This window comes from Actinoplanes philippinensis, assembly GCF_900113015.1.
Lineage (GTDB): Bacteria > Actinomycetota > Actinomycetes > Mycobacteriales > Micromonosporaceae > Actinoplanes > Actinoplanes philippinensis.
On record NZ_FONV01000005.1, the window covers coordinates 240,964 to 254,496 of the forward strand.

Below are 13,533 nucleotides of genomic sequence, written 5' to 3' on the forward strand. Positions count from 1 at the left end.
CCGGACGTCGGGTGAGGTTTAGTCGACGGGGCGGCCGCGGCGCTCGATCTCGGCGTGCACGGCCGGATCCCACGCGGCGGCGTCCCAGTCGCCCGGCTCGTGCTGCTGGAGACGCTGCTCCGGGGTGGGCTGGGCGAGCCCGGCGATCAGCCGGGTGACCCGGAGACGGGTGATCAGGACGTCGGCGACCAGCGCCGCCGCACCGAACGCGCGCACCAGCGCGCCGAGCGCCATCGACGACCGGGTCTCACCGAGATACTGAACGGCGATGCCGGCGACGAGACAGACCGACCAGATCCGGACGCCCCACTGGATGACGTAGAGCCGGCTGTCGGCCCCGAACCGCTCGACGGTCTGCCGCCCGGACCGGCTCCAGACCAGCGCCGCGAAAATCATGACCATCGTGAACAGGCCGGAGACGAGAACGAACGGCACCGTGGTGGCGATCGGCGCGCCGGCGAGGTGCAACGCTCCGAGAACCCCGGCGGAGAGCGCGACGAGGACACCGGAGCCGACGCTCACCCAGGTCGCCGCCACCCACGCCGGAGACGGCTGAGCGACCGGGACATACGCCGATCGGCAGTCATGCCCCTGCCCGGGATGCTGGAGGGCGGTTCCGCACCGCTGACACTGCACCGAGGGACATTAACAGAGGTCACTCCCCTGGCCGGCCCCGGCGCTCGATGTCGCGGTGGACCTCCGGGTCCCACTTGGAGGCGTCCCAGTCGTCGCTCTGCAGCAGGCTCCGCCGGCGGCCGCCGAGGTCCGGGCGGCCGGTCTCGCGGCGGATCCGCCCACGGGTCAGCACGACCCCGGCGATCAGCGCCGCCCAGCCGGAGATCCGCAGGATGTCGGCGACCAGGATGGTCATCGGCACGATGTAGCTGAGGCTGATCAGCAGCAGGGTCGCGAAGAGACCGCCGTATCCGACGGCGCCGGGGCCGCTCGGCGACACCTTGTGGGCGCTGACGATCCACACCACCGTGGAGATCACCAGGCCGACGAGGCAGACCATGGTCAGCAGCCCGAGGGTGGTGAGCCCGAGCGTCAGCCCGGCCTGGGTGCCCGGCGAGTTGGGGTCGGCCGCGCCGCTCTGGATCGCGGACGCCCCGGCCAGCACGAGGGCGGTGGTGAGCAGGACGATCACCAGGAAGCCGACGCTGAAACGGATCACCCGGCGGGTGGCCAGGCTGAAGGTCTCGAGGTTGCCCTCGTGCGGCGCCATGCTCTCGAAACTCATCGCCTCTCCCCGATCGACCGGACCATGATGGCCGATCGATCGGGGAGTCGCCAAACGTCAGCGCGCCGGCCGGACCACTCCGGCGGCGCCGCCACCTCGGCGGACGGGCTCGGCCGAGGCGATGAGGCCGCCGCCGCGGGTGAACTCGACAGCGGTGGCCGCCCCGAGCTCCGGAGCGTCGGCGGCGAAGGTGTGGCCGAGCGGGGTGAGCGCCGGGCCGTACCGCAGACGGAACGCGGCCTCGGCCTGGATGCCGGCGCTGTTGCGCTGGGAGGCGCGCGGCGCGGCCATCGCCTCGGGCAGGGTCATGCCCAGTTCGAGCCGGTTGAGCAGCAGCTGGGTGACGGTGGTGATGATGGTGGCGCCACCGGGCGAGCCGAGCGCGAGGAACGGTTTGCCGTCCTTGAGGACGATCGTCGGCGACATCGAGCTGCGCGGCCGCTTGCCGGGGCCGGGCAGGTTGGGGTCGGGCGCCGAGCCCTGGGTGGGCGCGAAGTTGAAGTCGGTCAGCTCGTTGTTGAGGACGAAGCCGCGGCCCGGCACGACCATGGTGTTGCCGCCGGTCGCCTCGATGGTGAAGGTGTACTCGACGACGTTGCCCCACCGGTCGGCGACGGTCAGGTTGGTGGTGCTCTGCCCCTCCTCGACCGGCCGGCCGGTGGCCGCGACAGCGCAGCCGGAGCCGTTCAGCTCACCCGGCGCGACCGGTTTGACCAGGGCTTTCGTGGGGTCGATGAGGCAGGCACGCTGCCCGGCCCAGCGATCTGAGATCAACTTCTTCACCACCGACGGCGAGGTGTACGCCCCGACGTACCGATTCCGGTCGGCGAAGGCGAGAGCGGTCGCCTCGAGGTAGGTGTGGAGCTTCCCGGTGGCGGTCGCCGGGGTGGGCAGCCCCGCTTCGAGGATGTTCAGCGCCTCACCGACCGCCACGCCGCCGCTGGACGGCGTGGACATGCCGTAGACGGTCAGCCCGCGGTAGTCGGACCGGGTCGGCGCCGGGTGCCGTAGCCGGTAGGCGGCCAGGTCGTCGCGGGTGAGGACACCGGGCCGGATCGGGTACGCCCAGGAGCCCCACGGGTCGGCGGCGACCGGGGGGTGCTGGACGGTGTCGACGATGTCCGCGCCGACGGCCCCGTGGTAGAGGACGCCGGTCCCCTTCCGCGCGATCAGCCGGTAGGTGTCGGCCAGGTCCGGGTTGCGCTGGATCGTGCCGACCGCCGGCGGCGCCCCGCCCGGCAGGTAGAGCTCCCGGCTGGAGGTGAACTGCCCGAACGCGGCGGCGTTGTCGGCGACCTGCTGACGGAACGTGGCGTCGACGGTGAACCCGCGGTCGGCGAGGCGGGCGGCCGGCTGCAGCGAGTCGGCGAGCGACCGGGTGCCCCAGCGCCGCAGGGCCGCGTCCCAGGTGGCCAGGGTGCCGGGGACGCCGGTGGAGAGGCCGCTGACCCGGGCCTCGGTGAAGTCGTACGGCTGCCCGTCCGCCGGGTCGATGAAGTACCTGTCGGTGGCGGCGGCCGGCGCGGTCTCCCGCCCGTCGATGGTGGAGACCCGCCCGGTACGCGCGTCGTAGTGCACGAAGAAGCCGCCACCGCCGATCCCGGCCGAGAACGGCTCGGTGACGCCGAGCGCGGCGGCGGCGGCGATCGCGGCGTCCACCGCGTTGCCGCCACGGCGCAGCACGTCGAGCCCGATCGCGGTGGCGTCCGCGTCGACGGTGGCGACGGCGCCGCCGTACCCGATCGCGGTCGGCTCCTTGACGGCGCCGCCGGCGAACGCCGGTGGGGAGGCCGCGACGAGGCCGAGGGTGGTGAGTGACAGCGCTGTCAGCGCGGGCAGGAACCGCATCAGTCCTCCAGGTTGGACATTGCCGGTCATCCATGCCTACCGGGGAATGACCAGGAAAGGCAACGGGTCAGCCGACCCCGAACGGTTTCGGCTCGACGGCCGGGCAGCTCGCCCCCTCGGCCGGCAGGGTCAGTGCGGTGAGATAGGCGTCGACGGCCGCGCTCACGCACTCGCTGTGCTTGTAGGCCACGTGTCCCCAGCCCTCGTAGGTGAGCAGCCGCGCGGACGGGCCGAGCTGCCGGGCCACCTGCTGCGCCCAGGGGTAGGCGGTGGCCGGGTCGTAGCGGGAGTTGACGACGAGGACCGGGCCGGGCGCGGCCGGGATGGGCCGTTGCGGGTTGACCGGCGCGGCGGCCCGGCCGAGACAGCTGGAGACGGCGGTCAGGGCAAGCGGCGAGACGCGCATCTGCGGGGCGCGGGCGGCGAGCGCGCGCAGCCGGTCCCGGTATCCGGTGAAACCGCCGACCGGCAGCCACCAGTCCTGGCAGATGGCCGCCGGGAAGCTGTACGGGGTGAGGTCCTCGAACCGGGAGCGGGCCCGGCGGCCGAGCGAGGCGGGCGCCGGGTCGTGCGCCTCCTTGAGGTAGTGGGCGAACGAGTACCACTGCGGGTCGTAGAACGCGCTGAACGCCGCCGAGATCAGCTGCCACGGGCCGAGCCGGTTGGGCGGGTCGTACGGGTCGGGCAGCTCCCCCGCTTCGGCCCGCCGCATCAGATCGGCCCAGATCGCGCGGATGTCACGCCCACGCAGCACGCACTTCTCGTCCCGCGCGCACCAGGCCACGAACTGGTCGAACGCGGCCTGGGAGGCCTCCGCGGTCTGGGTGAGGAACGCGTCGACCCCGGCGCTGTGGTCCATCACGCTGTCCAGCACCAGGGCTCGCACCCGATCCGGGTAGCTCTCGGCGTAGAGCTGGCCGAGCAGCGTGCCGTAGGACGCGCCGAAGAAGCTGATCCGGTCCTCGCCGAGCGCCAGCCGGACCGCCTCGATGTCGCGGACCACGCTCATCGTGTCGGCGTGCTCGTACACCGGGCCGCTGCGGGCCGCGCAGTCCGCGGCCAGGCGCCGGTTGTACTCCTCGGCCTTGCGGTACTCCTCCTCGGTGGTGAACAGCGGCGACGGTTTCGCGTCGACCAGTTGCTGCTCGCACAGGATCGGCGCGCTGCGGCCGACACCGCGCGGGTCGACGCCGACGATGTCGAACCGCAGCCGCACGTCGCTGTCGAAGAAATCGTGGTCGAGGGCGAGGTTGACGGCCGAGACGCCGGGGCCGCCCGGGTTGACCACCAGGACGCCGAGCTTGCGGGCCGGGTCGGCGGCCGGGCTGCGGGCCAGCTGCACGTCGATCTGCGGGCCGAGCGGGACGGTCCAGTCCACCGGCACGCGCATCAGGCCGCACTGCACGGTCTCGTCCTCGGGACAGGGCGACCAGCGGATCGGGCCGACGGCCGGGTCGACGGCCCGGCCGGCGCTCACGACCCGGGACGGCGCGCCCGTGATCCGGTCGGCCAGGGCCGGTTGTGGCGCGTACCCGAGAAGGTTGGTGAGGGTGAGAATCGCGGCCGTGAGCGGCCGTCCCAAAGCTCGCACCGGACTCATCTTGGCCTTGATCCTCGCCCGGAATACGGCAAACAACATCATTTACCGCAGACGAGGCACGCCGTCCGGCCGGATCCTGGAGGTCGTGCCGGGCCGGGCGCCGCGGGAGGTCCACCGGGTGACGGGCGTGGCGGCCGGCGGCGAGGGCGGGCTGCTCGGCCTGGCCGTGCGCGACGACTGGGTGTATGCCTACTTCACCGCGCCCGGCGACAACCGGATCGTCCGGTTCGAGCTCGGCGGCGAGCAGCAGGTGATCTTCGACGGGATCACGCGGGGCTCACGGCACAACGGCGGGCGGATCGCGTTCGGCCCGGACGGCATGCTCTACGTGGGGACCGGCGACGCGAGCGACGAGCGGGGCGGCCGTGGCCGGCGACACCCTCTACGTCGCCGCCCTGAAGGGCGAACGGCTGTGGACGGTGCCGCTCGGCGGCGGCTCGACGAAGGCGGAGTTCACCGGGAGGTACGGACGGCTGCGCACGGTCGCCGTGGCGCCGGACGGTTCGCTGTGGCTGACCACCTCGAACACCGACGGCCGCGGCGACATACGCGACGGCGACGACCGGATCCTGCGTTTCCCGGTGAGATGACCGTTCAGCCGGCGGGCGGTAGCTGAGGCAACGCCGAGATGGCCGTCGCGTACTGACTGACCTGGCGGTTGTTGGGCACCACACCGTAGACGCGCAGCTGGTCCTGAATGGCCTGCTTGACGACGTCCTCGGATTGGCCGCGATGCGTCTGCATCACCTTGTTGACGACATAGTCGACGCGGAGCTGCACCTGCCAGCCGATGGGCCGACGGCTGGCCTCGGTAGCGAGGCCGCTGATTGAGGCGAGGGGTTCCATGCCCCGGTAATCGGTCGGACCGGGGCCCGGGTTGACGATTCACGGGCCCCCTCTAACCCGATCGCACCCCGGGCACACCCGACCGGTAATCAGCCCTCCTGGTCCGACTCTTTCCGGTCCGGCTCCGCCGGAGGATTCAGGCGCAGCCAGAGCAGCATCAGCAGACCCAGCGCCAGCATGCCGAGACCCATCCAGAGATTGATGCGTACGCCCTGCGCCTTCTCCATCTCCGACGGCCCGTCGAGGAGGCCGATCACGGTGACGATCACGCCGTACACCACGAACAGGCCACCGATCACCCGCCGTACGTCGAACAGCCGCGCCAGCTTGCGTTCCATGGTCGTTCCTCCTCTACCAGACCGGGATGTACAGGGCGAACGCCAGGACCACGGCGATCACGCCGAGCAGCACCGGGTTGCGCCACCAGACCCGGTCGGCGGCCAGCACGTCACCGGTCATACCGCCCATGCCGTACACCAGGCCCTGCAACTCGTCGTCGCGTTTGCCGGGGGTGAACGGCGTGATCAGCAGCGCCACCACGACCGCCGTGACGAAGGCCAGGCCCGCGCCCCAGAAGCTCTGCTCCAGGTCGGAGTTGAACTTGATCACCTCGGTCAGGTGCAGGATGTAGAGCGCGAACGCGGCCAGGAAGCCGAGGAACAGCGACCAGAAACCGGCCCACGCCGACATCCGCTTCCAGAACATGCCGACGATGAACGTGGCGAACAGCGGCGCGTTGAAGAGCGAGAACAGGGCCTGGATGTAATTCATGATGTTGTCGAACCCGGCCGCGATGAACGCCGTGCCGATGCCGACCACGATGCCGGCCACCGTCGCGACCCGGCCCACCCGCACGTAGTAGGCGTCGTCCCGGTCCTTACGGACGTAGGTCTGCCAGATGTCGTAGGTGAAGACCGTGTTGAAGCCGCTGACGTTCGCCGCCATGCCGGCCATGAACGACGCCACCAGACCGGTCACCGCCACCCCGAGCACGCCGTTGGGCAGCAGGTCCCGCATCAGCAGCGGAATGGCGTTGTTGTAGACGTAGTCCCCGTCCTCGGCGCCCAGCCCCTGCACGGTGACCAGGGCGATCAGGCCCGGGATCACGGTCACGGCCGGGATCAGCAGCTTCGGGAACGCGCCGATGATCGGGGTACGCCGGGCCGCGCTCATGTCCTTGGCGCTCAGCGCCCGCTGCACCTCGGCGAAGTTCGTCGTCCAGTAGCCGAACGACAGCACGAAGCCCAGGCCGAAGACGATGCCGATCCAGCTGGCGCCCAGCGGGTTGTCGGTGCCGCCGGTGGTCGACCAGGTGTGCAGGCCGCCGTCACCGAGCGCGGAGGCGCGCACCTTGTCGAAGAGCCCGTCGACGCCACCGACCTTGACCAGGCCGATGATCGTGATCGGCAGCAGGCCCGCGATGATCACGAAGAACTGCAGCACCTCGTTGTAGATGGCCGCGGAGAGGCCGCCGAGCACGATGTAGGACAGCACGATCACCGCGCCGACCACGATCGAGGTCCAGAGCTGCCAGCCCAGCAGCGCCTGCAGGATCAGCGCCAGGGCGTACAGGTTGACGCCGGCGATCAGCACCTGCGCCACCGCGAAACTGACCGCGTTGAACAGGTGGGTGGGCCGGTTGAACCGCAGCCGCAGGAACTCGGGGACGCTGCGCACCTTCGAGCCGTAGTAGAACGGCATCATCACGATGCCGAGGAACACCATGGCCGGCACCGCGCCGATCCAGTAGTAGTGCAGCGTCATCAGGCCGTACTGGGCGCCGTTCGCGGCCATGCCGACGATCTCCAGGGCGCCCAGGTTGGCCGAGATGAAGGCCAGACCGGTCACCCAGGCGGGCATCGACCGCCCGGACAGGAAGAAATCGGCGCTGCTGCTGATCGCCCGCCGTGCCGCGAAGCCCACGCCGAGAACGGTGGCGAAATAGATCGCCAGAATCAGATAGTCGACGAGCCCCACGTCGAGCCGGAGTCCCCCCACGGGCCACCTCCTCCAGTGTGGCCCGCGGGTTACCCCTATTGAAGAATGTTCACACCCGACTCACAGGTTTGCGACGGCCGCCGGCGTCACCTCGGTGATCGCCTTCACCACCAGCGTCGCCCCGGCCAGCGCGTCCTCCGCCGGCGGGTAGACGCCGTGCGGCACCGCGATCACGGTGAGACCAGCAGCTGCCGCCGAGCGCAGGCCGTTGCTGGAGTCCTCGACGGCGGCGCAGACCGCCGGGGTCAGACCAAGTTTCGCCACCGCGGTGAGATACACGTCCGGCGCGGGCTTGCCGCGCGGCACCTCCTCGGTGGAGAGCGTCACCTCGAACACGTCGGCCAGCCCGGCGGTCGCCAGCACCTGGTCGATCAGGATCCGCGCGGACGAGCTGGCCAGCGCCAGCCGGTAGTGGGCGGCGAGCGCCCGGACGGTCTCCACCGACCCGGGGATCAGCGGCAGGGCTTCCCTATACCGTCCGGCCATGCGGCCCAGGACGTCCGCGGCAACCTCCTCGGCCGTACGGGGAACGCCCACCTCGTCAGCCAGATGCGCCGACCACTCCCCGGTGCTCATGCCCATCATCCGATCCTGGGTGTCGGGCCGGAACTCCCGCCCGTGCTCGGCCACATAGCCGCGGCGGACCTCCTCCCACACCTCCTCGGTGTCGATGATCACGCCATCCAGGTCGAACACGACCGCCTCGATGCTCACAGCGCCTCCACCATCCGTGCGAACTCTCCCGTCCTCTGCCAGGACTCCCGAACCGGGCCATGCCTCACCGTGACCCCGCCAGGCGCCGCGCCCGCCGCTCCGTCTCGGCCGGAGCACAGGCTTCTCGATCTGAAGGTGGAGATGTGCAGGCCGAGTCTTACATCGATCACCCTATCCAATTCCGGTACGGTCGGTGACGGCCCGGCGACGCACACGGGCAGTCACCACCGGTTCGGTCCAGGCAGATGATCACCATCAACCGATAGGCCGGGGTGCAGGCCGGTTGCCGGCCGGTAGCTTCGGGCCCAGCAACGCCGCCGAGCCGGGAGCCGTATTACATGCCAGTGCCGCAGTTACCTTCCGTGAGCGTTGTGATCCCGCTGACGTCGCTCTCCCGGCTGCCGCTCCTCTTCGCCGGCCTGCCCCCGGTCGGCGAGATCATCGTGGTGGTCGGCCCCGGCGACGACACCGTCCTGCCGCTGCCCCGCGCGGCCCGGGTGATCCGCCAGACCCGCCACGGCGCCGGCAACGCGATCGCCTGCGGGGTGGCCGCCGCCACCGGCGACGTGATCGTCACCCTCCCCGGCGACGGCTCCTGCGACCCGTCCGAGTTGCCCCGCCTCGTCGAAGCGCTTGCCCCCGCCCCCCACCAGCAGTTCCTCCCGGGCGCGGACCGTCCTTCCGCTCCCGGCCTGCCACTCGCCTCGGGCTCGGGCCGCCCTGCCGCTCCCGGTCTGCCGTTCCGCTCGGGCCGCCCTGCCGCTCCCGGTCTGCCGTTCCGCTCGGGCCGCCCTGCCGGCCCCGGTGGTGGCCGCTTCTCCGACACGGACGAGGGCAGCCTCTCCGTCGCGGGCGCTGAGGTGGCCGAAGGAGTCCGGGCCGCCCGGCGCTCCGACCTGATCCTGCTCTGGTTCATGAGCGTTCTCCTCGGCTGCCGCCCGTCCGGCCCCGGCACCGGTTTCCGGGCGTTCCGCCGGGAGAACGCCGGCCTGCTGGGCCTGCCCCCCGTGGCCGGAACCGACCCGGCGCACGGCGACGGCCGGGACATCGAGCCCCTGCTGGCGGCGCGGTCCCGGGCCGCCGGCCTACGGCTGGCCGAGGTGCCCGTGTCGCACTACCCGCAGATCGGCCGCGGCATCTTCCTGCCCGGCCTGGCCGCGATCATCCGCGAACGCCTGACCCGGCGACGCGCCCCGCACACGTCCGGCGAGGAAAGCATCGTGGTACTGACCGGTGGCCCCTCCTACCGGCCGTCCGGCAGCTCAGCACACCGAGCGACCGGCGGGTCATCCCACCGGTCGCCCGGGGGTCCCTCTCACCTGTCGGCCGACGACGCATTCTCCCGCCCGAGATGGTCTACTTCCTCCCGGACGGAGTCTGGCGCTTCCTCCCCTTCGGCGCTCGGCCCGTACTTCGCCGGGCCGGTCAACGCCCCGCGCAAGCCGGCCACCGGCCACCGGCCCACCGATCCGGCCGTGCGCCGCTGGCCGGCTCCCAACCGGATCGCCGCGGCAGCCACCGACCGCCCGAACAGCGTCGCCACCGACCACCCGAACAGCGCCGGCATCGGCGTAGCCGAACGCCGCCGTGGCGGCGACCGCCGAGGCCCGGAGCGCCGCCGCGCCGACACCACCCCCGACCGCCGGTCCGCCACCGGCCGGCCGGGCAACGACCGCCCGAACGCCGACTCCCCGATCCGTCGCCGCTGGCGAGAGAGCCAGACCGATCTCAACCTCGGCCGCCGCCCCGACCTGCGGGTGATCAACGGCGAGGGCAGCGGATCCGGCGGCGCCCGAGGCCACCTCCGCTCGGTCTGAGGTTCGGCCGGCCGAACCTCAGACCGGTCGGCGCGGGCTCAGGTGCGGGAGCGGAGCTGCGGGAGGATCTGCTCCGAGTAGAGGCGCAGGAAACGCTCCTGGTCCGGGCCGGGCGCGTGGAAGACCAGGTGCTTGAAGCCCATGTCGAGGTATTCGGCCACCTTGGCGACGTGCTCGTCCGGGTCGGAGGAGACGATCCAGCGGGTGGCGGTCCGCTCGACCGGGAGCGCGTCGGCCAGGCGCTGCATCTCGACCGGGTCCTCGACGCCGGTCTTCTCCTCCGGGGACAGCGCCAGCGCGCCCCAGTAGTGGGTGTCGTTGCGGGCCCGCTCGATGTCGTCGTCGAAGGACACCTTGACCTCGATCAGCAGGTCCAGGTCGTCGATCTTGCGACCGGCTTTCTCGGCGCCCTCGGTGACGGCCGGGAGCAGCGTGTCGGTGTAGAGCGCGTGCCCCTTGCCGCTGGTGGTGATGAACCCGTCGGCGATCCGGCCGGCGAGGCGGGTGGCGGCCGGGCCGGAGGCGCCGATGTAGATCGGCACGGGCACGTCCGGCTTGTCGTAGATGGTGGCGTTCTCCGTCTTGTAGAACTGCCCCTCGTACGTCACCCGGTCCTCGGCCCACAGCTTCTGGATGAGCAGGACCGCCTCCTTGAGACGGGCGAACCGCTCCTTGCCGTCCGGCCACTGGGTGCCGAGCAGCACCTCGTTGAGCGACTCGCCGGAGCCGACGCCGAGGACCGCGCGGCCCGGGGCGAGGCAGCCGAGGGTGGCGAAGGCCTGCGCCACGACCGCCGGGTGGTAACGGAAGGTCGGGGTCAGCACGCTGGTGCCGATCAGCACCCGCTCGGTACGGGCGGCGAGCGCCCCGAGCCAGGGCAGGGCGGCCGGGGCGTGGCCGCCGTCGTGCCGCCACGGTTGCAGGTGATCGCTGACGAAGACCGAGTCGAAGCCCAGCTCCTCCGCCAGAATGCCGTATTTGAGCAGCTCAGCCGGCGCGAACTGCTCCGCCGACGCCTTGTACCCGAACCGAATCATTACCGAAGACTAGCCCCGCCCCGGCGGCCGGGACCCCCGTTCCGCGTGGGGACTCCCTTGTGGAACCGGTCACCCGGCCGCCCGGTACGCCTTCCCGGCCGCGGTGGGGCTGTCGGCGTCGCGGTAGAGCCCGAAGTCGACGCTGTCGCCCACGGCGGGCAGCCCGAAGTAGGCGTAGCGCTCGACGTACGACCGTTTCTCCAGCCCTGTGGTGGCGCCCTTGATGAACGCCACCTTCTGGGCGTCGCTGGCGTACTTCGGCGAGCCGCCGAAGTTGATCAGGCCGAACTCGGTGATCCAGATGGGCTTGCCGTAGCGCCGGTGGACGGCGTCGACGTAGCCGAGGAACTGGTTGACCGACGCGGCGCTGAAGTCGGAGCCGTACCAGTGCAGGGCGATCGCGTCGACCCGCAGGCCCTTCGACTTCGCGCCGGCCATGAAGCGGTCCAGCCAGCCGCCGGCCGTGTCGCCGCCGAACGCGACGGCCGGGCTGACCAGCTTCATCCCGGTCGCCTCCAGTCTCGGCCAGGCGGCGAGGGCGGCCTCGACGGTCATGTTCGACTGCTCGGCCAGGTCGGGCTCGTTGAAGCCGAGCAGCACGTCGCCCTCGGCCTTGACCTCCTTGAGGGTGGCGTCGGTGACGTTGGCGGCGCCCCAGACCATCGGCACGAACTCGACGTCCGCCGGGCCGGGCACCTCGTTGTCGTTCGCCGACCAGGAGTAGTACCAGGACGCGCCGACGTCCTTGAGCGCCCCTTTCGCGCCGGCGAACTTCCACACCGCGGCGCCCTTCTTGGCGGAGGCGTTCGTCACCGGCGGCGCGGCGGGCGCCGACGGCGAGGTGCGGGAGGGAGACGGCGACGGCCGGGTCACCGACGGCGTGGGCGAGGGCGCGGCGGCCGACGCGGGCGGTGCTTGCGGTGAGGCGACGGCGGCCGCGGGGGCAAGGGGCTCCGCCGGGGTGTTGTACGACCAGACGGCCGCCCCGCCACCAGCCACGACTCCCGTCGCCAGCAGGCCGGCGAGCACCTTCTGGGCCACGATGCCACCGGTCTTCGCCACGATCTGGGCGGGCGCCGCGGTGGCCGCTGTGGAAACGGCGCCGGTGGCCGTACCCCCGATGGTGTTGATTTTGAAAAGCGCGAGGCCCGGCCGCAGGGGGATGAGCGCCATCCCGGCCAGCAGCCTCTCCGCCTCGACGAGGTTCTGCCAGGCCGGCGCGCAGAGACGGCAGTCGCGGGTGTGCCGTGCGATGCGCTTGCGCCAGAGCGCGCTGGGACGGCCGTCCCAGCCCATGAGAACGCCGGCCAGGTCCGCGCAGTGTGGGCCGTGCAGCGCCCGGACCACCGCCCGGGCCGTCTCCAGCTGGGCCTTCATCCGCTGGATGCGGACCGCCGCATGCTGGCGGCCGAGGCCGCTGGCCTCGACGATCTCGTCCCGGGTGAGTTCGCCGGAGGCCTCCAGCCACCACAGCGAGAGCAGCTCGCGGTTGTCGTCGTCGAGCCAGCGGGTGGCCTCGGCGGTCTCCCGGCGCTGCCCGGACAGTTCGAGCCGGGTGATCGCCAGATCGGTGAAGTCGGCGCCCGGATCACGCAGATCCGGATCGAGCGGGTCAGCCGGCGGCCGGGCGCGAAAGCGTTCCCGGACCTGACGCACGGTGATAGCGACGAGCCACGAACGGAACGCCGCGGGGTCGCGCAGCTCGCCCAGGTTGCGCAGCACCCGGAGCATGACCTCCTGCACCACGTCGTCGACGTCGGCGTGGCCCTCCAGAGCCCGGCCCACGATGGTGTAGACCAGCGGCAGATATCCGGCCACCAGCCGGTCGACCGCCACCGGATCGCCGGCGCGGGCCGCGACGACGGTCGCCGTGTCAGGTTGTCCCACCATGTCTCTCCACTCCGTGTATCCGCTGCACAGGGAGACGGGCGCGGCCCACATGGATAACACGAATCAGCGATCGGGTCATCAGCGTCACGGTTAGCCGGGCGGCGGATCGGGCACAGAAAGCGGCATGCGCATGTCGGTTCGGCTCAATCTGCCCCGTGAGGTGGACAGCGTCCCCGCCGTGCGCCGGCTGTTGCGGTGCGCCCTGACCATCCTCCGCGTGGACGGTCAGGCCGGCGCCGATCTGGAGATCGCCCTCACCGAGGCGTGCGCCAACGTGGTGAAGCACGCCGCGGGGGCGGAGAAGTTCGAGGTCCGCCTGGACGTCGGCGAGGACCACTGCTCCATCGACGTGATGGACGACGGTTCCGGCTTCGACCCCGCGGTGGACGCCACGCCGTCGCCGACCAGCGAGCGCGGGCGGGGCCTTCTCCTGATCAAGGCGCTGGGCGAGAACGTTCGCATGCACTCCAGCCCGCGCAGTGGAAGCCTGATCCACTTCGAGAAGTCCTTCGCCTGAGGCCTGTCGCGCCGGGTCGCCCTGGG

At 71.6% G+C, this 13,533-nt stretch carries 13 protein-coding genes and 1 pseudogene; 4 read left to right on the forward strand and 10 right to left on the reverse strand.

Annotated features, from left to right (window positions below):
* Positions 1 to 18 precede the first annotated feature (18 nt).
* From BM290_RS14535 to BM290_RS14550, 4 genes are all read right to left on the reverse strand, one after another.
* On the reverse strand, positions 19 to 636 hold the full coding sequence (locus tag BM290_RS14535; protein WP_143133741.1) for a hypothetical protein: 618 nt from the start codon (positions 634 to 636) through the stop codon (positions 19 to 21).
* A gap of 19 nt (positions 637 to 655) precedes the next feature.
* Positions 656 to 1,240 (reverse strand): hypothetical protein, encoded by a 585-nt coding sequence (locus BM290_RS14540; protein WP_093614139.1) that lies wholly within the window; start codon positions 1,238 to 1,240, stop codon positions 656 to 658.
* Positions 1,241 to 1,297: 57 nt separating this feature from the next.
* A complete protein-coding gene (ggt, locus tag BM290_RS14545; RefSeq protein ID WP_373871053.1) occupies positions 1,298 to 3,091 on the reverse strand; it encodes a gamma-glutamyltransferase in 1,794 nt (597 codons plus the stop codon).
* A 64-nt stretch (positions 3,092 to 3,155) separates the two neighbouring features.
* On the reverse strand, positions 3,156 to 4,688 hold the full coding sequence (locus tag BM290_RS14550) for an alpha/beta hydrolase (RefSeq protein WP_239143542.1): 1,533 nt from the start codon (positions 4,686 to 4,688) through the stop codon (positions 3,156 to 3,158).
* Between the two features lie 118 nt (positions 4,689 to 4,806).
* Between BM290_RS14550 and BM290_RS49695 the strand changes: the two are divergent.
* Positions 4,807 to 4,986 (forward strand): annotated as a pseudogene (locus BM290_RS49695) (PQQ-dependent sugar dehydrogenase); the annotation flags it as partial.
* 67 nt (positions 4,987 to 5,053) lie between these two features.
* On the forward strand, positions 5,054 to 5,278 hold the full coding sequence (locus tag BM290_RS49700) for a PQQ-dependent sugar dehydrogenase (protein ID WP_239143543.1): 225 nt from the start codon (positions 5,054 to 5,056) through the stop codon (positions 5,276 to 5,278).
* Positions 5,279 to 5,282: 4 nt separating this feature from the next.
* Here BM290_RS49700 and BM290_RS14560 read toward each other — a convergent pair whose 3' ends face one another.
* The 4 genes from BM290_RS14560 to BM290_RS14575 form a co-directional block, all read right to left on the reverse strand.
* Positions 5,283 to 5,534 (reverse strand): hypothetical protein, encoded by a 252-nt coding sequence (locus BM290_RS14560; RefSeq protein WP_177319714.1) that lies wholly within the window; start codon positions 5,532 to 5,534, stop codon positions 5,283 to 5,285.
* An 89-nt stretch (positions 5,535 to 5,623) separates the two neighbouring features.
* On the reverse strand, positions 5,624 to 5,872 hold the full coding sequence (locus BM290_RS14565; protein ID WP_093614145.1) for a hypothetical protein: 249 nt from the start codon (positions 5,870 to 5,872) through the stop codon (positions 5,624 to 5,626).
* 13 nt (positions 5,873 to 5,885) lie between these two features.
* Positions 5,886 to 7,532 (reverse strand): sodium:solute symporter family protein, encoded by a 1,647-nt coding sequence (locus BM290_RS14570; protein WP_093614147.1) that lies wholly within the window; start codon positions 7,530 to 7,532, stop codon positions 5,886 to 5,888.
* A gap of 60 nt (positions 7,533 to 7,592) precedes the next feature.
* Positions 7,593 to 8,246, reverse strand: coding sequence for an HAD family hydrolase (locus BM290_RS14575; protein WP_093614149.1), 654 nt, complete (start codon positions 8,244 to 8,246; stop codon positions 7,593 to 7,595).
* A gap of 362 nt (positions 8,247 to 8,608) precedes the next feature.
* On the opposite strand from BM290_RS14575, the gene BM290_RS49130 reads away from it, so the two are divergent.
* The gene (locus BM290_RS49130; RefSeq protein WP_218163293.1) at positions 8,609 to 10,063 is read left to right on the forward strand and encodes a glycosyltransferase; all 1,455 of its coding nucleotides are present in this window, start codon (positions 8,609 to 8,611) and stop codon (positions 10,061 to 10,063) included.
* Positions 10,064 to 10,101: 38 nt separating this feature from the next.
* On the opposite strand, the gene fgd is transcribed toward BM290_RS49130, so the two are convergent.
* Together fgd and BM290_RS14590 are read right to left on the reverse strand one after the other, a co-directional pair.
* Positions 10,102 to 11,100, reverse strand: a complete 999-nt coding sequence (gene fgd, locus BM290_RS14585; protein WP_093614151.1) for a glucose-6-phosphate dehydrogenase (coenzyme-F420) — start codon at positions 11,098 to 11,100, stop codon at positions 10,102 to 10,104.
* Between the two features lie 69 nt (positions 11,101 to 11,169).
* A complete protein-coding gene (locus BM290_RS14590) occupies positions 11,170 to 12,990 on the reverse strand; it encodes a sigma-70 family RNA polymerase sigma factor (RefSeq protein ID WP_093614737.1) in 1,821 nt (606 codons plus the stop codon).
* 124 nt (positions 12,991 to 13,114) lie between these two features.
* Between BM290_RS14590 and BM290_RS14595 the strand changes: the two genes are divergently transcribed.
* A complete protein-coding gene (locus tag BM290_RS14595; RefSeq protein WP_093614153.1) occupies positions 13,115 to 13,507 on the forward strand; it encodes an ATP-binding protein in 393 nt (130 codons plus the stop codon).
* Positions 13,508 to 13,533 lie beyond the last annotated feature (26 nt).

What these genes read in the sequence shown, in the direction of transcription:
- BM290_RS14550 (WP_239143542.1), bottom strand. Translation starts at nt 4,688, where the DNA reads ATGAGTCCGGTGCGAGCTTTGGGACGGCCGCTCACGGCCGCGATTCTC.
- BM290_RS14540 (WP_093614139.1), bottom strand. Translation starts at nt 1,240, where the DNA reads ATGAGTTTCGAGAGCATGGCGCCGCACGAGGGCAACCTCGAGACCTTC.
- fgd (WP_093614151.1), bottom strand. Translation starts at nt 11,100, where the DNA reads ATGATTCGGTTCGGGTACAAGGCGTCGGCGGAGCAGTTCGCGCCGGCT.
- BM290_RS14560 (WP_177319714.1), bottom strand. Translation starts at nt 5,534, where the DNA reads ATGGAACCCCTCGCCTCAATCAGCGGCCTCGCTACCGAGGCCAGCCGT.
- BM290_RS14565 (WP_093614145.1), bottom strand. Translation starts at nt 5,872, where the DNA reads ATGGAACGCAAGCTGGCGCGGCTGTTCGACGTACGGCGGGTGATCGGT.
- BM290_RS14595 (WP_093614153.1), top strand. Translation starts at nt 13,115, where the DNA reads ATGCGCATGTCGGTTCGGCTCAATCTGCCCCGTGAGGTGGACAGCGTC.
- BM290_RS14590 (WP_093614737.1), bottom strand. Translation starts at nt 12,990, where the DNA reads ATGGTGGGACAACCTGACACGGCGACCGTCGTCGCGGCCCGCGCCGGC.